The organism is Kitasatospora sp. NPDC127067 (genome assembly GCF_042724755.1).
Taxonomy (GTDB): Bacteria; Actinomycetota; Actinomycetes; order Streptomycetales; family Streptomycetaceae; genus Kitasatospora; species Kitasatospora lactacystinica.
Genome location: NZ_JBHXEM010000078.1, coordinates 1 through 21,086 on the forward strand (window position 1 = coordinate 1; position 21,086 = coordinate 21,086).

Genomic DNA, 21,086 nt, shown 5'->3' on the forward strand with positions numbered 1-21,086 from the left:
ATCATCCTCATCCTCTTCGTCGGCATCGCCATCGAACTCCTCGTCTTCACCCCCGTCGAACGCCGCGTCCTGCGCAACCGCGGCCTCCTGACCACCACCAGGTGAGGCAGCACCGAGGTCCTCGACCGGGCGGACTGGCCACCGTCCTCCAACCGCTCGACCAAGGGTCCTCCCTCGGCAATCGCCGAGCGGGCCCGGCGGAGATTCCGCCGGGCCCGCTCTTTCGTTTCCTCGTCAGTTCTCCACGGCGCCCTCAGAGTTCGTCGAGCGGCTCGTCGAGGACGCCCTGGCGGGCGATGATGTAGCCGAGGTGGCCGCGGCTGCGGCTGCCGAGGAGTTCGCTGGCCTTCTGGATGTGGCTGGAGACCGTCCGAGTGCTCATGCCGAGGCGGGAGGCGATGGCCTCGTCGGTGTAGCCGTTGACCATCAGGCGCAGGACGTTCTGCCGGGTGCGGGCGGTCAGCAGCCGGGGGCGGTGGTGGCCCTGCTGATAGGTGACGGGTTCGGCGCGCTCCCACATCAGCTCGAAGATCTTGAGCAGGTACTCGACCAGCGGCGGGAGCTGGATGAGCATCGCCGCGGCGGCGCGGTCGGCGCCGGCCGGGATGAAGGCGGTGGAGCGGTCGCAGATGATCACCCGGTCGAAGACCTCGTTCAGGGTGCGCACTTGGGCGCCCTGGGCGGTGACCTGCTCGATGTAGGCCAGCGTCGGGCCGTGCGAGCGCACGGTGTGCTGGTAGAGGGTGCGCTGGCGCACGCCGCGGCCGGCCAGGGCGAGGTCGCGCGGGAGCGCGTCGGCCAGTTGCTCGGTGGCGCGGCCGCCGCCCGGCTGGGCGGTGAGCAGTTCCTCGGAGCAGCCGGCGACGGCCTTCTCCAGCGCGGGGCTGATCTCGTCGCCCGCCAGCAGGCGAATCGGCAACTTGGCCCGCCGCATGACGTCCTTGTAGGCGTGCTCGGCGGCGTGGAAGGAGGTGTGCAGCTCGGCGAGCCGTTCCTGGTGGGCCAGTACGGCGAGTTCGAGCGGCCGGGTCAGCCCGGTGACGGCGATGTCGGGAGGGACGGGGGCCAGCCGCTGGCCGGAGCCGGGCAGCGGGCGCAGCAGACCCATCGCGAGCAGGCACTCGGGGGCCTCGCCGGTGGCCTCGCCCTCGACCAGTGCCGTGCGGTAGAACTCGATGCCCCGGTCGCAGAGCTGGGGTGTTCCCCTTTCCATGCTCTTGTCCTGGGTTGGGCACATCTGGGCATCCTTCCGGCTTCGGCATTGCGGTTTCACGAATGCCCGAACCGGCTTCCACCAGGCATCAGAACCGGCAAGATGAGAAGTGACTGCCGTTCGGAAGCCGCCCCCCGGGCTCCGACAGCCGTGAGTGTACGCCCAAAGGGCGCGGAAATCATCGGCTGACGGTAGTCGGGCGTGCACGCAAGCGGGGGAGCCGCCGGGCACGAGGACGACCGCACCCGGCAGCGGTGACCGGGGGATTGCCGGCCCATCGCCCCTGACGTCCCGTCGGGGCGTTCGGAGCGGGCGGTCGGTGAATGGAACGGCCTACAGACGGAAGGCACCCCCAGTTGCGAGCTGATTCCGATCCGGCGACACCGCCCGCCGCCCTCGCCGGCCTGGTGGACCAGCGCCTGGTGCGACAGTTGGCGGAGGCCGCCGCCGCTCAGGTCGGCTCCGGCGCCGTCCGGCTGCTGGGCGACGGCGGGATCCTCCAGGCCTTCGCCAAGCAGTTGATCGAGGGCGCCCTGGAGCTCGAACTCCAGGAGCATCTGCGCGGGTCCGGCACCGGCGCGGGCACCAACGGCCGCAACGGCGCCCGGGCCAGACGGCTGCTCACCGAGATCGGTCCGGTCGAGGTGCGGGTGCCCCGGGACCGCGAGGGCAGTTTCGCCCCCAAGTCCGTCCTCCCCCGGGCCCGGCGGCTGCCCGGGCTCGACCGGCTGGTGATCTCGCTGACCGCGCGCGGCCTCAGTTCGGGCGAACTGGTGGCGCACCTGGCCGAGGTGTACGGCGTGGAGCTCAGCCGGGAGACCGTCTCGGCCATCACCGACCAGGTGCTCGACGAGCTCGCCGAGCGGCGCGAGCGGCGGCTCGACCCGGTCTACCCGGTGGTCTTCGTGGACTCGGTGCGCAGCGGCCGCTCGGGCGGTCCGCTGGTGCACCTGGCGCTCGGGATCTCGGTCGAGGGCCGGCGCGAGGTGCTGGGCCTGTGGCCGGCCGCGGACGGGGAGCAGTGGCCCCAGGTGCTGGCCGGGCTGGCCAGGCGCGGGGTGCGGGAGGTCTGGGTGCTGGTCGGCGGCACCGGCGCGGTGCTGGCCGAGGCGGCGGCCGAGCAGTGGCCCCGTACCGTGGTGCACGGTTCGGTGGCCCATCTGCTGCACGGGGCGCTGCGGCACGCGCCCGGCGAGGACTGGAGTGCGCTCTCCCGGGCGCTGCGCGAGACCTGTACGGCGCCGACGGAGGCGGCCGCGCTGGAGCGGCTGTCCCTGGCCGAGCGGGAGTGGGGGCCGAGTCACCGCGAGGTGTTCCGGGCGTGGCGGGCGGCCTGGCCGCTGCTGGCGCCCGGCTTCCGTTTCGGGCCGGAGGCGCGGCGGCTGCTGACGGGCGGGGGTGCGCTGGAGCGGTTGCACGCGCGGCTGCGCCGGATCGAGCAGTCCGCGGGCCGGGTGCAGGACGAACGGGCCGCGCTCAAGCGCGCGTACCTGGCGACGCTCGCCCTGGAGTCGCCGGCCGGGACGGGCCGGCCGTGGGTCGAGGACTGGCCGGCCGTCCGGGAGGAACTGCGCCGGGGCTCGCTGCGGCGCGCCGGGGTGCCCGCCTCCGCGCTGCGATGTCCCCCGCGCCATCGGAGTTCCCACCACTGATCTGACAGTGCCGGGTGCGATTTGGATCATGTCTGTCTGTTTTTGACACGATCTGCCCGGGCTTCCGGTTCCCGCATTGCGTGTTCACGATCACAGTCAGAGCTTCCACGCACGTTTGGGCCTTCGGCAGGATGCGTTTCAGAGCGAAGAGGGCAGACCGCCCTCCTCAGGAAGAGGAATTCGCGATGCCAAGCCTTGCCGTCCGCGTCCACAAGATGCTCGGGACACTCGCCGTTCTGCTGGCCGCCGTGGTGGGCTTCCAACTCCACGCCCAGCTGCACCTGCCCGCCGTCTCCATCGCCGCCGTCGTCGGCCCCAGCGAGGACTCCGGCTGGGGTGCGTGAGCCGCGGCTCCGTTCGACCGCCCCGCTCCTCACCCTCCCGCACCGCCCCGCACAGCTCCGCACCGTTCCGCACAGTTCCGAACAGCTCCAGACAGCTCCGAACAGAGAGGAACCGACGATGGCGAACCCGTTCGAGGATGCCGAGGCCAGCTACCTCGTCCTGGTGAACGACGAGGGCCAGCACTCGCTGTGGCCGGCCTTCAGCCCGGTGCCCGCCGGCTGGCAGCAGGCGTTCGGTGCCGCCGGACGGCAGGACTGCCTCGACTACGTCGAGCAGAACTGGCAGGATCTGCGGCCGAAGAGCCTGATCGCGCACCTGTCCGAGAACTGATCGCGGCCTCCGCGCACCGACCGTCGGACGGCTGAACGACCACACGGCCTCCGCACGGGGATCCACGCCGAGCAGCCGCTCACCCGGCCGCACCGGCGACGAGCGCAGAGCACAGCACACAGAGCACAGAGCACAGCGCGCACCACCCGCTCACCCGGCGCGGTACCGCGCCCGAGCCGCCGCCCGTCCGGCCGCTCCCCCGGCCGTCGGCCCACCGCCCCGCCGGAACCCGCCGACACCGCCCCGCCCCACCACCGCAGCACTCCACCGCCGCGCGGCGCACCCTCACGCCGCCGGCGCGGTCCCGTGTCCGACGTCTACGCGCGTGCACCGAAACGGCCCCGGCACACTCCCACCCTCAGCACCGCCACACCGCACCGCCGCGCCGCACGGCCGTCACACCAAGCACACCGCAGCACCGCGAGACGACCGCAACATCGCTCCGCCGACCCCCGGGCCGACCGCCCCGGGGTCAACCCAGCTCGCCGCTCCCGCCACCGCGGGGGCCAGCCGCACAAGGGAGAGAGTCACATGTCCGGGGTCCAGCAGACGCACAGATCCGAGCAGCGGCCGGAAGCGGCCGAGGTCCTGTGCCGACTGTTCGCGGAGGTGCTCGGCCGGGAGTCGGTCGACCCCGCGGCGGGCTTCTACGACCTGGGCGGCGACCGGCCCGCCGCCGAGCGGCTGCTGGCCCGGGTGCACGCCGAGTTCGGCGTCCGCCTGGCACTGCCCGTCCTGGCGGACGCCCCCACCCCCACCGCGCTGGCCGCCCGGCTGGCCGAAGGGGCACCCGCCCGCCCGACCCTCACCGAGCTGGTCGACGCCCAGGTCGCCCGCACCCCGGACGCCCCCGCCCTGTACGCCGAGGGCACCACCCTCACCTACGCCGAACTGGACGCCCGCGCCAACCGGCTGGCCCGGGTGCTGGCCGCCCGCGGCCTGGGCACCGAGGACGTCGTCGCGCTGGCGCTGCCGAAGTCCCCCGAGGCGGTCGCCGCGATCCTCGCCGTCGCCAAGACCGGCGCCGCCTGGCTGCCCGCCGACCCGGCCTACCCGGCCGAGCGGCTGCGCCACATGCTGACCGACTCCCGCGCCGCCCTGGTGCTCACCACCGCCGGGGCCGCCGGGCAGCTGCCCGCGACCGACGCCCCCCGGCTGCTGCTCGACTCCGCCGAGCACCGGGCCGACCTCGACGCCCGGCCCGGCACGCCGTTCACCGCCGCCGAGCGGGTCCGGCCGGTGAGCGCCCTGAACACCGCGTACGTCATCTACACCTCCGGCTCCACCGGCGTGCCCAAGGGCGTGGCCGTCACCCACACCGGGCTGCCCAGCATGATCGGCACCCAGGTCGCCGCCACCGGGGTCGGCCCCGGCAGCCGGGTGCTCCAGGCGTCCTCGCTCAGCTTCGACGTCTCGGTCTCCGACCTGTCCGTGGCCCTCACCACCGGCGCCGCCCTGGTGCTGCCGCGCGAGCAGAGCCAGCTGGTCGGCGAACCGCTGGCCGCCCTGATCGACCAGTACGGCGTCACCCACGCCGACATCGCCACCGCGATGATCTCCACCCTGCCCGACCTCCCGATGCCCTCGCTGCGCACCCTGATCGGCGGCGGCGAGGCGGTCTCCCGCGAGCTGGCCGCCCGCTGCGGCCGCGGCCGGCTGATGCTCAACAGCTACGGACCGACCGAGGCCACCGTCATCGTCAGCATGAGCGAGCCGCTGACCGGCGACGAGCTGCCCCCGATCGGCCGGCCCTGCCAGGACGTGCGCATCCACGTGCTGGACGAGCAGCTGCGCCGGGTCGAGCCGGGCACCGTGGGCGAGCTGTACCTCGCCGGCCCGCACCTGGCCCGCGGCTACCTGAACCGCCCCGGCCTGACCGCCGAACGCTTCGTGGCCGACCCGTACGGCGGGCCCGGCGAGCGGATGTACCGCACCGGCGACCTCGGCAGCTACCGCCCGGACGGCCAGCTGGACTTCCTCGGCCGGGCCGACGACCAGGTGAAGATCCGCGGCTTCCGGGTGGAGCTCGGCGAGATCGAGCAGACCCTCTCCGCCCACCCCGAGGTCCGCCAGGCCGTGGTGCTGGTCCGCGAGGACCGCCCGGGCGAGCGCCGCCTGGTCGGCTACACCGTCGGCGCCGCCGACCCGGCCGAGCTGCGCGCGTACTGCGCCGAGCGGCTGCCCGACCACATGGTGCCCACCGTCGTGGTGCTCGACCGGCTGCCGCTCACGCCCAACGGCAAGGTCGACAAGCGCGCCCTGCCCGCGCCGGTGTTCGGCGCCGGTGAGGAGGAGGGCCGCGCCCCCGCCGGGGAGCTGGAGCACACCCTGGTCCGGCTGTTCGGCGAGGTCCTGGGACTGCCCCGGGTGGGCGTCACCGACTCCTTCTTCGAGCTCGGCGGCGACTCCATCGTGGCCATCCAGCTGGTCTCCCGGGCCCGGCACGCGGGCCTCCAGCTCACCCCGCGCGAGGTGTTCCTCGCCCCGACCGTCGAGGCGCTTGCGCGGATCGCCCGTCCGCTGGAGGGCCCGGTCGTCGTCGAGCCCGCCGGCGCCGGCCTCGGCGAGGTGCCGCCGACGCCCATCGTGCACTGGCTGGCCGCCCAGCACGGCGCGGTCGAGAGCTTCTACCAGTCCACCGTGCTCACCCTGCCCGCCGGCACCCCGCAGGAGCACCTGACCGCCGCCGTCCAGGCCCTGCTCGACCACCACGACCTGTTCCGCGCCCGCACCTCCCCGCTCGCCGAGCGCCCCTGGACGCTGCACGTGCCCGAGGCCGGCGCCGTCCCCGCCGACGCCGTGCTGCGCCGGGTCGAGGGCCCGGCCACCGCCGAGGCGCTGCGCGCCGAGACCGGGGCCGCCCGCGAGCGCCTGTCCCCCGAGGACGGGCGGATGGTCCAGGCCGTGCGCTTCGACGCCGGTCCGCAGGCGCCCTCGCAGCTGCTGCTGGTGATCCACCACCTGGTGGTGGACGGCGTCACCTGGCGCATCGTCGAGGAGGACCTGCTCGGCGCGCTCGCCGCGCTCCGCGAGGGCCGCGCCGTCGAGCTCGCCCCGGTGCCCACCTCCTTCCGCCGCTGGGCCCAGCGGCTCACCGCCGAGGCGAACACCGACCGCAGGGCCGCCGAACTCCCGCTCTGGCAGGCCGCGTTGGCCACCCCGGACCCGCTGCTCGGCGACCGCCCGCTGGACCCGGCCACGGACACCTACGCCACCGAGGGCCTGCTGCGGCTCGTGCTGCCCGCCGAGACCACCCGGGCGCTGCTCACCAAGGTCACCGCCGCCTACCACGCCCAGGTCAACGACGTGCTGCTGACCGGGCTGGCGCTGGCCCTCGGCCACTGGCGCGGCCGGGAGACCACCGGGCCCGACGGCGCCGTGCTGGTCACCGTGGAGGGCCACGGCCGCGAGGAGATCGTCGACGGCGTCGACCTGCACCGCACCGCCGGCTGGTTCACCTCCGTCTACCCCGTCCGGCTCGCCCCCGGGGCGCTGGACTGGTCCGAGGTCACCGCGGCTGGCCCCGGGCTCGGCCGGGCCCTCGGCCGGGTGAAGGAGCAGCTGCGCGCCGTGCCGGACAACGGCATCGGCTTCGGCATGCTGCGCCACCTCAACCCGGACACCGCCGCCGTCCTGGCCGGCTGCGCCGACCCGCAGATCGAGTTCAACTACCTGGGCCGCTTCGCGCCCGAGGGCGTCACCGCCGAGGACGTGCTCGCCGGCACCGAGGCGATGTCCGAGGGCGCCGCGACCGGCCTCGCGCTCGGCCGGGTGCTCGGCCTGGACGCCACCACCGTGGACACCCCGCAGGGCCCGCTGCTGGTCGCCCAGTGGTCCTACGCCACCGGGCTGCTCTCCGAGGAGCGGGTGCGTGCCTTCGCCGAGGCCTGGTTCGCCGCGCTGGGCGCGCTCGCCGAGCACGCCGACCGGCCGGACGCGGGCGGGCACACCCCCTCCGACTTCCCGCTGGTCGCCGTCACCCAGAGCGAGGTCGACGAGCTCGCCGCCCACCACGCCCCCGCCCGCCTGGTCGACGTCTGGCCCACCTCGCCGCTCCAGCAGGGCATGGCCTTCCACTCGGCGTACGACGCCGACGGCGCGGACGTCTACACCTCGGTCGTGACCTTCGACCTCACCGGCCCGGTGGACGCCGACCGCCTGCGCACCGCCGCCGAGGCGCTGCTGACCCGCCAGCCGAACCTCAAGGCCGCGTTCCACCAGCGGCACGACGGCCCGCCCGTGCAGGTCGTCCCGGACGGCGTCGAGCTGCCCTTCACCGTCGTCGACCTGAGCGCCCACGCCGACCCGGCGGCGGAGGCCGCCCGGATCGCCGCCGCCGAGTACGGCCGCCGCTTCGACCTCGACCGCCCCCCGCTGCTGCGCTACACCCTGATCCGGCTCGCGCCCGGGCGCCACCAGCTGATCGCCTCCGCCCACCACATCCTGCTGGACGGCTGGTCCACCCCGCTGTTCGCCGAGGAGCTGTGGGCCCTGTACTTCGAGCAGCCGCTCGCCCCGGCCGCCCCGTACCGCGAGTACCTGCGCTGGATCACCCGGCGCGACGGCGCGGCCGCCCGCGCCGCCTGGGCGCAGGCCCTGGCCGGCGCCGACGAGCCCACCCTGCTCGCCCCCGGCCGCTCCGCCGCCACCCCGCAGCTGCCGCTGCGCCTGCACACCGGGCTCACCCCGGAGACCACCGAGGCCCTCGCCCGCACCGCCCGCCGTTACGGCGTCACCCTCAACACCCTGGTCCAGGCGGCCTGGGGCGTGCTGCTGGCCCGGCTCACCGGGCGCGAGGACGTGCTGTTCGGCACCACCGTCTCCGGCCGGCCGCACGACCTGCCGGGCGTGGAGCGGATGATGGGCCTGCTCATCAACACCGTGCCGGTGCGGGTGCGCCTGGACCAGTCCGAGAGCTGGGGCCAGCTGCTGCTGCGCCTCCAGCACGAGCAGTCCGCCCTGCTGGACCACCAGCACCTCAGCCTCACCGAGATCCAGCAACTCGCGGGCATGGGCAGCCTGTTCGACACCGTCACGGTGTACGGCAACTACCCGGACCCGTCCGCCCTGGACGACGCCGACCCGAGCGGCGCCACCCGCGTGCACCTGGTCGAGGACGTCGACAGCGCCCACTACCCGCTGGCGCTCGCCCTCACCCCCGGCGACGGCCTGCAGCTGCGGCTGGACCACCAGCCGGACGCCTTCACCTCCGACGAGGCCCGCGCCCTGCTGGACCGCTTCCTCGCCCTGCTCGACCGGATCGTCGCCGACCCGGCCGAACTCGTCGGCACCGTCGAGGTGTTGACCGCGGCCGAGCGCGCCGAGCTGATCACCGGATGGAGCGGCACCAGCACCCCGCTGCCGGAGGGCTCGCTGCCCGAGCTGTTCGAGGCGCGGGTCGCCGCGACCCCGGACGCGATCGCGCTCACCGCCGAGGACGCCGAGCTGACCTACGCCCAGCTCAACGCCCGGGCCAACGGCCTGGCGCTGCGGCTGGTCGAGGCCGGGGTCGTCCGGGAGACGCCGGTCGCGCTGATGATCGACCGCTCGGCCGCCCAGGTGGTGGCGATCCTGGCGGTGCTCAAGGCCGGCGGCCTCTACGTGCCGCTGGACGACGCCCAGCCGACGGACCGGCTGCGCACCGTCCTCGCGGACGCCGGGGCCGGGCTGGTGCTGGCCGACGCCGCGCACCGCGAGCACCCCGCGCTGACCGGGCTGACGGTGCTCGACCCGCACGCCGGGGAGCACCCCGAGAACCTCGGACTGCCGCAGTACGCCGACCAGTTGGTGTACGTGATGCACACCTCCGGCTCGACCGGCGTGCCCAAGGGCATCGCCATCACCCACCGCGCGGTGGTGGACCTCGCGCTCGGCGGGCAGTTCACCGGCGGCGGCCACGAGCGGCTGCCGGTGCACGCCCCCTCCGCCTTCGACGCCTCCACCTACGAGATCTGGACCCCGCTGCTCTCCGGCGGCCAGCTGGTGATCGCCCCGGCCGGCCGGCTCGGCATCGCCGAGCTGGCGGCGGTGATCGGGCACGAGCGGACCACCTCCGCCTGGATCAGCGTCGGCCTGTTCAACGTGCTGGCCGCCGAGGCCCCGGAGACCTTCGCCGGGCTGCACGAGGTGTGGACGGGCGGGGACATCGCCTCGCCGGTCGCCATGCGGCGGGTCCTGGACACCTGCCCCGGGCTGCGGCTGGTCAACGTCTACGGGCCGACCGAGACGACCACCTTCGCGACGCACTTCCCGATGACCTCGGCCGCCGAGGTGCCCGCCGTCGTGCCGATCGGCCGGCCGCTGCCCAACAACCGGCTGTACGTGCTGGACGCCGGGCTGCGCCCGGTGCCGGTCGGCGTGGCCGGCGAGCTGTACATCGGCGGCACCGGTATGGCCCGCGGCTACGTCGGGCGCCCCGGCCTGACCTCCGAGCGCTTCACGGCCTGCCCGTTCGGCGAGCCGGGCAGCCGGATGTACCGCACCGGCGACGTGGTGCGCTGGACCCCCACCGGCGAACTGGAGTTCGTCGGTCGAGCGGACGACCAGGTCAAGCTGCGCGGCTTCCGGATCGAACTCGGCGAGGTGGAGGCCGCGTTCACCGCCCACCCGGCCGTCGGCCAGGTCTGCGTGGCGGTCCGCCAGGACCAGCCGGGCGACAAGCGCCTGGTCGCCTACGTCACCGGCGAGGTGCGGGCCGACGAGCTGCGCGACTTCGTCACCGAGCGGCTGCCCGGCTACATGCTGCCCGCCGCGATCGTCGTCCTCGACGAGCTGCCGGTGAACCCCAACGGCAAGGTGGACCGCAAGGCCCTGCCCGCGCCCGACTACAACGGCGCCGACGGCGGGCGCGAGCCGCGCAACGCCACCGAGCAGGCCCTGTGCGGGCTGTTCGCCGAGGTCCTCGGGCTGGCCCGGATCAGCATCGACGACAACTTCTTCGACCGCGGCGGCCACTCGCTGCTCGCCACCAAGCTGGTCAGCCGCATCCGCGCCGGCCTCGGCGCCGAACTGCCGATCCGCACGCTCTTCGACAACCCGACGGTGGCCCTGCTGGCCGCCGCGCTGCCCGACTCCGCGACGGCCCGTCCGGCCCTGCGGCCGGCCGAGCGCCCCGAGCGCGTGCCGCTCTCCTCCGCCCAGCAACGCCTTTGGTTCATCGAGCAGTTCGAGGGCCCGAGCGCGCTCTACAACACCCCCGTCGCGGTCCGGCTCACCGGCGCCGTCGACCTGCCCGCCCTGGAGCGGGCGGTCCGGGACGTGGTGCGGCGGCACGAGGTCATGCGCACCGTCCTCCCGACCGTCGACGGCCGCCCGCACCAGCTCGTCACCGAGGCCGCCGAACTCGCCCTGCGGCACGTCACGGTGGCCGACGAGGAGGAGCTGCGGGCCGGGCTGTCCGCGGCCGGCGAGGAGGTCTTCGACCTCGCCCGCGACCTGCCGGTGCGCGCCACCCTGCTGTCGCTGCCGCACGACGAGCACGTCCTGCTGGTGCTGATGCACCACATCGCCAGCGACGGCTGGTCGGTCGGCCCGCTCTTCCGCGACCTCGCCGAGGCGTACCGGGCCCGGACGGCCGGCACCGAGCCGCAGTGGGAGCCGCTGCCGGTGCAGTACGCCGACTACACCCTCTGGCAGCGCGAACTGCTCGGCACCGACGAGCGGCCCAGCGCCCTGCTGACCGAGCAACTCGCCTACTGGCAGCGGGCCCTGGCCGACGCCCCGGAGGAGCTGGCGCTCCCCTACGACCGTCCGCGCCCGGCCGTTCCGGGGCACCGCGGCGGCCTGGTGGAGGTCGCCGTCGACGCCGAACTGCACCGTGCGCTCGGCGAGTTGGCGGCAACGCAGCACGCCAGCCTGTTCATGGCGCTGCAGGCCGTGGTCGCCGTCCTCTACACCCGTCTCGGCGCGGGCACCGACCTGCCGATCGGCACCGTGGTGGCCGGGCGCACCGACGAGGCGCTCGACGACCTGGTCGGGTTCTTCGTCAACACCCTGCTGCTGCGCACCGACACCTCCGGCGACCCGAGTTTCCGGGAGCTGCTGGACCGGGTCCGCCGCACCGACCTGGACGCCTACGACCACCAGGACATCCCCTTCGAGCGGCTGGTCGAGCAGCTCAACCCCACCCGCACCCCCGCCCGCCACCCGCTCTTCCAGACCCTGGTGGCGCTGGAGGGCCGGGTCACGGTGCCGGACGTCTTCGGCGACCTGGGCTGCGCGGAGCACCCCTTCGAGCTGGACGTGGCCAAGTTCGACCTGTCCTTCCGCTTCACCGAGCAGGGCCCGCAGGCGGGCCTGACGGTGGCGGTCGAGTACGCCGTCGACCTCTTCGACCACGCCACCGTGGCCGCCCTCGGCGAGCGGCTGCTGCGCGTCCTGCGCGCCGCCGTGGCCGCCCCGGACGCGCCGATCGGCGGCATCGAGATCCTCGACCCGGCCGAGCGCGAGCAGCTGCTCACCGGCTGGAACGACACCGCCGCGCCCGTCCCGGACGCGACCCTGCCGGAACTGTTCGAGGCCCGGGCCGCCGCCACCCCCGACGCGCCGGCCGTGGTCTCGCAGGACGGCACCCTCAGCTACGCCGAGCTGGACTCCCGGGCCGAGCACCTGGCGGCCCACCTGGCCGACGCCGGGGTCGGCGCCGAGACGCCGGTGGTCCTGCTGATGGACCGCTCCGCCGACCTGCTGACGGCGATCCTCGCGGTGGCCAAGGCGGGCGGCACCTACGTCCCGCTGGACGACCGCCACCCGGCCGAGCGGCTGCGCGGGATCACCGCCGAGACGGCCGCGGCCCTCGTCCTGGTCGACCCGGCCCACCACGACCACCCGCTGGCCGCCGACGCCCCCTGCCCCGTCCTGCCGCTCACCGCGGGCTGGTTCGACGGTCCGCGCGAGCGGCGCGCCCACCGGGCCGCGCCCCACCCGGAGCAGCTCGCGTACGTGATGTTCACCTCGGGCTCCACCGGGGAGCCCAAGGGCATCGCGATCAGCCACCGGGACGTGGTGCAGCTCGCCACCGACCCGTGCTGGCGGCACGACGAGGGCCTGCGGGTGCTGTTCCACGCGCCGCACGCCTTCGACGCCTCGACCTACGAGATCTGGGTGCCGCTGCTCTCCGGCGGTCAGGTGGTCGTCGCGCCGCAGGGCGACCTGGACGCGGCCGCCATCCGGGAGCTGGTCCGGGTCCACGCGCTCACCCACGTGCACGTCACCGCCGGTCTCTTCCGGGTCATCGCGGAGGAGGACCCGGACATCTTCGCCGGCGTGCGCGAGGTGCTGACCGGCGGGGACGTGGTCTCCGCCCCGGCCGTGCGCCGGGTGCTGGAGGCCGTCCCGGGCATCGCGGTGCGGGCCCTGTACGGACCGACCGAGACCACCCTGTGCGCCACCCAGTACCCGATGCCCGACGCCGCCGCGGTGCCGAGCACGGTGCCGATCGGGCGTCCGCTGGCCAACACCCGGCTGTACGTGCTGGACGCCGGTCTGCAGCCGGTGCCGGCCGGCGTGGCGGGCGAGCTGTACATCGCCGGGGCCGGCCTGGCCCGCGGCTACGTCGGCCGTCCGGCGCTCAGCGCCGAGCGCTTCGTCGCCTGTCCCTTCGACGGGCCGGGCAGCCGCATGTACCGCACCGGCGACCTCGCCCGGTGGACCGCGGACGGCGTCCTGGAGTTCCTCGGCCGGGCCGACGACCAGGTCAAGATCCGCGGCTTCCGGATCGAACTCGGCGAGGTGGAGGCCGCGTTCACCGCCCACGAGGGCGTCGGCCAGGCGCTCGCGGTGGTCCGCGAGGACCAGCCGGGCGACAAGCGCCTGGTGGTGTACGCCACCGGCAAGGCCACCGACGGCGAACTGCGCGCCTTCGTCGCGGACCGCCTCGCCGGCTACATGCTCCCGGCCGCCGTGGTCGTTCTGGACAGCCTGCCGGTGACGGCCAACGGCAAGGTCGACCGCCGGGCCCTGCCCGCGCCCGAGTACGCCGGGGCGGCCGAGGGCCGCGCCCCGCGCACCGAGCGCGAGCGGGAGCTCTGCGCCCTGTTCGCCGAGGTGCTGGGCGTGCCGACGGTCAGCATCGACGACCGGTTCTTCGACCTCGGCGGCCACTCCCTGCTCGCCACCCGGCTGGTCAGCCGCATCCGCGCCACCCTCGGCGCGGAGCTGCCGATCCGCACGCTGTTCGACGCACCCACGGTGGCCGCCCTCGCCGCCGTCCTACCCGGCGGCGAAGCGGCGCCGGCACCGAAGAAGGCCCGCCCGGCCCTGCGGCCGATGCGGCGCCCCGGAAGCCAGGCCTGACCGGCGGCGGGACGCGGGCCGCGCCAGTGGCGCGGCCCGCCCCGGCCGCACGACCGCTCCGCCCTACCGGACAGAGCAGCCCCACCAGCCACAACAGCCGTACGTCGCCAGTCGGAGGCAGACCTTGATCCCGTTGTCGTTCGCCCAGCAGCGGCTCTGGTTCATCGAACAGTTCGAGGGACCGAGCGCCCTCTACAACACTCCGTTCGCCCTCCGGCTGACCGGCGGGCTCGACGCCGCCGCCCTCGAAGGGGCGCTCGGCGACGTGGTGGACCGGCACGAGGTGCTGCGCACCGTCTTCCCCACCACCGACGGCCAGCCCCACCAGCACATCCTCGCCGAGGGGCGCCCGCCGCTGCACCGGGTTCCGGTCACCGACGAGGCCGAGCTGCACGCGCTGATGCACGAGGCCGCCGGGCAGGTCTTCGACCTCGCGGCCGACCTGCCCGTCCGGGCCTGGCTGTACGCCCTGCCCGCGCCGGACGAGCACGTCCTGCTGCTGCTGACGCACCACATCGCCAGCGACGGCTGGTCGGTCGGCCCGCTCTTCCGTGACCTCGCCGAGGCGTACCGGGCCCGGCTGGCCGGCACCGAGCCGCAGTGGGAGCCGCTGCCGGTGCAGTACGCCGACTACACCCTCTGGCAGCGCGAGCTGCTCGGCGAGGAGGACGACCCGGAGAGCATCGTCTCCCTGCAACTCGCCCACTGGCAGCAGGAGTTGTCCGGCCTGCCGGAGGAGCTGGCACTCCCGTACGACCGTCCGCGCCCGGGCCGGCCGAGCCGCCGCGGCGGCGCCGCCGACTTCGAGCTCGACGCCGAACTGCACGGCGCGCTCACCGAGTTGGCCTCGGGTCGGCACGCCAGCCTGTTCATGGCACTGCAGGCCGCCGTCGCCACCCTCTACACCCGTCTCGGCGCCGGCACCGACCTGCCGCTCGGCACCCCCGTCGCCGGCCGCACCGACGAGGCCCTCGACGACCTGGTCGGCTTCTTCGTCAACACCCTGCTGCTGCGCACCGACACCTCCGGCGACCCGAGCTTCCACGAGCTGCTCGACCGGGTCCGGCGCGCCAACCTCGACGCCTACGACCACCAGGACATCCCCTTCGAGCGCCTGGTCGAACACCTCAACCCCACCCGCACCCCCGCCCGCCACCCGCTCTTCCAGACCGTCGTCACCCTGAACGCGGAGCGGGCCGACGACCTCGCCTTCGGCGCCGCGACAGGCACCCCGGTCGAGGTCGGCGAGGCACAGGCCCAGTTCGACCTCAACTTCAACTTCGTCGAGCGGCTCGCCCCCGACGGCACCTGCCTGGGCGTGCGCGCCGCCGTCGACTACGCCGCCGACCTCTTCGACCACGCCACCGCCGTCTCCCTCGCCGAACGACTGGTGCGCGTGCTGCGCGCCGCCGCGGCCGCCCCGGACGCGCCGATCGGCGGCATCGAGATCCTCGACCCGGCCGAGCGCGAGCAGCTGCTCACCGGCTGGAACGGGCCGGCCGCACCGGTCGACGAGCGGAGCCTGCCCCGGCTGTTCGAGGCCCGGGCCGCCGCCACCCCCGACGCCCTCGCCCTGGTCTCCGACACCGAGCGGCTCGACTACACCGAGCTGAACGACCGCGCCAACCGGCTCGCCGCCCTGCTGCTGGAGCGCGGCCTGACCACCGAACAGCCGGTCGCGGTCCTGATGGAGCGCTCCGCCGGACTGCTCACCGCCGTCCTCGCCATCGCCAAGGCCGGCGGCACCTACGTCCCGCTGGACGACCGCTACCCGCTGGACCGCCTCCAGCACATCCTCGCCGACACCCGTACCGGCCTGCTGCTCGTCGACCCCGCCCACCAGGACCACCCGGTGCTCGCCACCGAGGGCTTCGCCACCGTCGAGGTCACCGCGGCGCTGCTCGCCGAGGCCCCCGCGGCGGGCAACCCGGCCGTGCCGGTCCTGCCCGGCCAGCTGGTCTACGTGATGTACACCTCGGGCTCGACCGGGGTGCCCAAGGGCGTCGCCGTCACCCACCGCAACGTGGTGGACCTGCTGGGCAACCCGCACTTCCGGGCCGGGCACCACGAGCGCGTGCTGCTGCACTCGCCCACCGCCTTCGACGCCTCCACCACCGAGATCTGGGCGCCGCTGGTCACCGGCGGGGCGATCGTCCTCGCCGACCCCGGCGAGCTGGACATCCGCCGCCTCGCCGAGACCATCACCACCCACGAGGTGACCCTGGTCCAGGCCCCGTCCGGCCTGCTGCGGCTGATGGCCGACGAGAACCCGGCCGCCTTCCGCAACGTCCGGCAGGTGTGGACCGGCGGCGACGTCGTCCCGCCGGAGTCCGTGCGCCGGCTCCACCGGGCCTGCCCGGACACCGACGTGGTCGCGGTGTACGCGCCCACCGAGACCACCGCCATCAAGACCACCTTCACCATGAGCCCGGGCGAGCCCGTCCCCGCCGTGGTCCCGATCGGTCGCCCGCTGAACAACACCCGGCCGTACGTGCTGGACACCGCGCTGCGGCCGGTGCCGGCCGGCGTGGCCGGCGAGCTGTACCTCGCCGGGGCCGGCCTGGCCCGCGGCTACGTCGGGCGCCCCGGCCTGACCTCCGAGCGCTTCACGGCCTGCCCCTTCGGCGAGCCCGGCAGCCGGATGTACCGCACCGGCGACCTGGTCCGCTGGACCGCCGACGGCGTCCTGGAGTTCCTCGGCCGGGCCGACGACCAGGTCAAGATCCGCGGCTTCCGGATCGAACTCGGCGAGGTGGAGGCCGCGTTCACCGCCCTCCCGGCCGTCGGCCAGGCCTTCGCCGTGGTCCGCGAGGACCAGCCGGGCGACAAGCGCCTGGTGGTGTACGCCACCGGCGAGGGCGATCCCGCCGAGCTGCGCGCCGCCGTCGCCGACAGCCTGCCCAGCTACATGCTCCCGGCCGCCGTGGTCGTCCTCGACGCCCTCCCGGTGACCGCCAACGGCAAGGTCGACCGCCGCGCGCTGCCCGCCCCCGACTGGACCGGGACCGGCGAGGGCCGCGCCCCGCGCACCGACACCGAGCGAGCGCTGTGCGAACTGTTCACCGACGTCCTCGGGTTGGACCGGATCGGGATCGACGACAGCTTCTTCGACCTGGGCGGCCACTCGCTGCTCGCCACCAAGCTGGTCAGCCGCGTCCGTACCGCGCTCGGCGCCGAACTGCCCGTCCGGGCCCTGTTCGACGCCCCCAGCGTGGCCGCACTGGCCGCCGTCCTGCCCGCCCCGGGCGCCGCCCGTCCGGCCCTGCGGCCGGTCGAGCGGCCCGAGCGCGTCCCGCTCTCCCCGGCGCAGCGACGCCTCTGGTTCATCGACCAGTTCGAGGGCCCGAGCGCGCTCTACAACACCCCGTGCGCGGTCCGGCTGACCGGCCCGGTCGACGCCGACGCGCTCCGCACGGCCCTGGCGGACGTGCTCGACCGCCACGAGGTGCTGCGCACCGTCTACCCGACCACCGACGGACAGCCGCACCAGCTGCTCCTGGACGCCCCCGAACTCCCCCTGCACACCGTGTCGGTGGACAGCGAGGAGGAGCTCGCGCGGGCGCTGGCCGAGGCCGGGTCGCAGGTCTTCGACCTCGCCCGCGACCTGCCGGTGCGCGCCACCCTGCTCTCGCTGCCCGGCGAGGAGCACGTCCTGCTGGTGCTGATGCACCACATCGCCACCGACGGCTGGTCCGTGGTCCCGCTGCTGCGCGACCTCGCCGAGGCGTACGGGGCCCGCCTCGTCGGCGCCGCCCCCGACTGGCGGCCGCTCGCGGTCCAGTACGCCGACTACACCCTGTGGCAGCACGAGCTGCTCGGCACCGATGAGCGGCCCAGCGCCCTGCTGAGCGAGCAACTCGCCTACTGGCAGCGCACCTTGGCCGACCTCCCGGAGGAGCTGACGCTCCCCTTCGACCGCCACCGCCCCGCCGCCCCCAGCCGCCGGGGCGCCGCGGTGGAACTCCGGACGGACGCCGCACTGCACGCCTCCCTGGCCGAGTTGGCGCAGCGGAGCCGGGCCAGCGTGTTCATGGTGATGCAGGCCGCGCTGGCCACCACCCTGGGCCGGATCGGCGCGGGCACCGACCTGCCGATCGGCACCGTGGTGGCCGGGCGCACCGACGAGGCGCTGGAGGACCTGGTCGGGTTCTTCGTCAACACCCTGGTGCTGCGCACCGACACCTCCGGCGACCCGAGCTTCCGGGAACTGGTGGAGCGAGTCCGGATCGCCACCCTGGACGCCTTCGAGCACCAGGACGTGCCCTTCGAGCGGCTCGTCGAGCTGCTCAACCCGGTGCGCTCGACCGCCCGCCACCCGCTGTGCCAGGTGATGCTGACCTCCGGCGGCGAGGCCGGGGGGATCAGCCTCGGCGGCCTGCCCGGCCGGGTCGAGCAACTGGACTCCGACCTCGCCAAGTTCGACCTGACCTTCGCCTTCAGCGAGAGCTTCGACGCGGACGGCGCGCCCGCCGGGCTGGGCCTGACGCTGGAGTACGCCGTCGACCTGTTCGACCGGTCCACCGCCGAGGCGACGGCCGCCCGCTTCGAGCGCGTCCTGCGCGCGGTGCTGGCCGACCCGGACCAGTCCGTGGGCCGCGTCGAGGTGCTGGCGCCCGAGGAGCGCGAGCAGCTGCTCACCGGCTGGAACGACACCCGGGAGGACCTCCCGCCCGGCACCTTCCCGGCGCTCTTCGAGGCGCAGGCCGCCGCCCGCCCGGACGCCGTCGCGCTCTCCTTCGGCACCGAGCAGGTCACGTACGGCGAGCTCAACGAGCGCGCCAACCGCTTCGCCCGGCTGCTGATCGAGCACGGCGCGGGCCCCGAGCGGTTCGTCGCGATCGCCCTGGAACGCTCGATCGAGCTGATCGTCGCCCAGCTCGCCGTGCTCAAGGCCGGCGCGGTCTTCCAGCCGCTGGACCCGCGCTACCCGGCCGACCGGATCGCCTACATGCTGGACGACGCCCGGCCCGCGCTGGTCCTCACCAGCAAGGCGCTGGCCGACGGCCTGCTCGCCGACAGCACCGTCCCGCGGCTGCTGATCGAGGACCTGGACGCCTCCGGCCACCCGGCGCACGACCTCACCGGCACCGCGATCACCCCGCACTCGGCCGCGTACGTCATCTACACCTCGGGCTCCACCGGCCGCCCCAAGGGCGTGGTGGTCACCCACACCGGCCTCGCCGCCATGGTGGAGGGCCAGCGCCGGGGCCTGGCCGTCACCCCCGACAGCCGGGTGCTGCTGTTCGCCTCGCCGTCCTTCGACGCGGCCGTCTGGGAGCTGGGCATGGCCCTGCTCACCGGCGCCCGGGCCGTCCTCGGCGACGCCGACCAACTGCTGCCCGGCCCCTCGCTGACCGACCTGATCGCCGAACAGGGCGTCACCCACCTGACCCTGCCGCCGACCGCGCTCGCCGTGCTGGCCCCGGACGCGCTGCCGCGGGGCGGCACCCTGGTGGTCGCCGGCGAGGCCTGCCCGCCCGACCTGGTCGAGCACTGGTCGGCCCGGCTGCGGATGGTCAACGCCTACGGCCCGACCGAGTCGACCGTCTGCGCCAGCATGAGCAGCCCGCTCAGCGGCCGGACCGCCCCGCCGATGGGCCGGCCCGTGCCGGACACCCGGCTCTACGTCCTGGACGCGGCGCTCCAGCCCGTCCCGGCCGGGGTCGAGGGCGAGCTGTACATCGCGGGCGCCGGCCTGGCCCGCGGCTACCTCAACCGGCCGGGCCAGAGCGCCGAGCGCTTCGTCGCCGACCCGTACGGCACCCCGGGAAGCCGGATGTACCGCTCGGGCGACCTGGTCCGCCGCCAGGCCGACGGCACCCTGGAGTACCTGGGCCGCACCGACCACCAGGTCAAGATCCGCGGCTTCCGGATCGAGCCCGGCGAGATCGAGGCCGTGCTCGCCCGGCACCCCTCCCTCGCCCAGGCGTTCGTGCTGGTCCGGGAGGACCGCCCGGGCGACCGCCGGCTGGTCGGCTACGCCGTCGCCCACCCCGGGCACGCGGTCGACCAGGCCGCCCTGCGGGCCCACGTCGGCGCGACCCTGCCGGACTACATGGTGCCCTCGGCGATCGTCGCCCTGGACGCCCTGCCGCTGACCGCCAACGGCAAGGTCGACCGCAAGGCCCTGCCGGCCCCCGACACCGCCTGGCTCGGCTCCGGGCGGGCACCCGCGACGCCCCGGGAGGAACTGCTCTGCGGCCTGTTCGCCGATCTGCTCGGACTGGAGAAGGTCGGCGTGGACGACAACTTCTTCGAGCTGGGCGGGCACTCGCTGCTGGCCAGCCGGCTGGTCGCGGGCCTGCGCGAACTGGTCGGCGAGGGCGAGGAGATCGGCGTCCGCACGCTGTTCGAGGCACCGACCGTCGCCCGGCTGGCCGAGCGGCTCGCCCAGGGCCCGGCCGCCGAGAGCTTCCCCGTCCTGCTGCCGATCCGCACCCGCGGCTCGCGCCCGCCGCTGTTCTGCGTCCACCCGGCCGCCGGCATCAGCTGGGTCTACACCGGCCTGCTGCGCCACCTCGACGCCGAGCAGCCGATCTACGGACTCCAGGCCCCCGGCCTGGCCGACCCGACCGCGCACCCGGCCTCGGTCGAGGACCTGGCCCGCACCTACCTGGCGCAGATCCGCTCCGTGCGCCCCGAGGGCCCGTACGCCCTGCTCGGCTGGTCCTTCGGCGGGGCCGTCGCCCACGCGATCGCCGCGCTGCTGCGCGAACAGGGCGAGGAGGTCCGGCTGCTGGCCCTGCTGGACGCCTACCCGGGCACCGGCGAGCCGGGGCCCGAGCAGTGGCGGGACGACCCGGCGCAGCTCGCGGTGATCCTCGACTCGCTCGGCCACCCGGCCGGGGAGATCACCGCCTGGCCCGCGGACGAGGACGGCTACGCCGCGCTCGTCCGGGGCGGCGAGGGCCCGCTCGCCGGTCTCAGCGGCGCCGGGGTGGCCCGGGTGGTCTCGGTCTTCCAGTCCAACGCCGAGCTGTCCCACGAACTCCCGCTGCCCGGCTACGACGGCGACGCGGTGTTCTTCACCGCCGCCAAGGACCGGCCGGCCGACGCCCCCGACCCGGAGAGCTGGCGCCCGCACCTGGGCGGTCGGCTCGACGTCCACGAGGTGCCGAGCACCCACGGCGCGATGACGGGCTCCGAAGCGCTCGCCGTCATCGGCCCGGTGCTCGCCGCCCACCTGACTCCCTGACCCGCCCGCACCACCGACTCGACACCCCTACCGACCGCAGGCGACCGACCTGCGCACA

6 protein-coding genes and 1 pseudogene are annotated in these 21,086 nt (G+C 75.0%); 6 read left to right on the top strand and 1 reads right to left on the bottom strand.

Going from position 1 to position 21,086, the window contains the following annotated elements:
* A pseudogene (locus ACFWJ4_RS27010) lies at nt 1-105 on the top strand (ABC transporter permease); the annotation flags it as partial.
* Nucleotides 106-253: 148 nt separating this feature from the next.
* Here ACFWJ4_RS27010 and ACFWJ4_RS27015 read toward each other — a convergent pair.
* Nucleotides 254-1,237 carry a helix-turn-helix transcriptional regulator gene (locus ACFWJ4_RS27015; protein ID WP_359909584.1) on the bottom strand — a complete coding sequence of 328 codons (984 nt, stop codon included), beginning with the start codon at nt 1,235-1,237 and terminating at the stop codon, nt 254-256.
* Nucleotides 1,238-1,569: 332 nt separating this feature from the next.
* On the opposite strand from ACFWJ4_RS27015, the gene ACFWJ4_RS27020 reads away from it, so the two are divergent.
* From ACFWJ4_RS27020 to ACFWJ4_RS27040, 5 genes are all read left to right on the top strand, one after another.
* Nucleotides 1,570-2,865, top strand: coding sequence for an IS256 family transposase (locus ACFWJ4_RS27020; protein ID WP_380548012.1), 1,296 nt, complete (start codon nt 1,570-1,572; stop codon nt 2,863-2,865).
* Between the two features lie 185 nt (nt 2,866-3,050).
* The gene (locus ACFWJ4_RS27025; RefSeq protein WP_380548015.1) at nt 3,051-3,209 is read left to right on the top strand and encodes a hypothetical protein; all 159 of its coding nucleotides are present in this window, start codon (nt 3,051-3,053) and stop codon (nt 3,207-3,209) included.
* A 118-nt stretch (nt 3,210-3,327) separates the two neighbouring features.
* A complete protein-coding gene (locus tag ACFWJ4_RS27030; protein WP_359909576.1) occupies nt 3,328-3,540 on the top strand; it encodes an MbtH family protein in 213 nt (70 codons plus the stop codon).
* Between the two features lie 531 nt (nt 3,541-4,071).
* A complete protein-coding gene (locus ACFWJ4_RS27035; protein WP_380548017.1) occupies nt 4,072-13,833 on the top strand; it encodes an amino acid adenylation domain-containing protein in 9,762 nt (3,253 codons plus the stop codon).
* Between the two features lie 124 nt (nt 13,834-13,957).
* Nucleotides 13,958-21,028 carry an amino acid adenylation domain-containing protein gene (locus ACFWJ4_RS27040; RefSeq protein ID WP_380548020.1) on the top strand — a complete coding sequence of 2,357 codons (7,071 nt, stop codon included), beginning with the start codon at nt 13,958-13,960 and terminating at the stop codon, nt 21,026-21,028.
* The last annotated feature ends 58 nt before the right edge of the window (nt 21,029-21,086 follow it).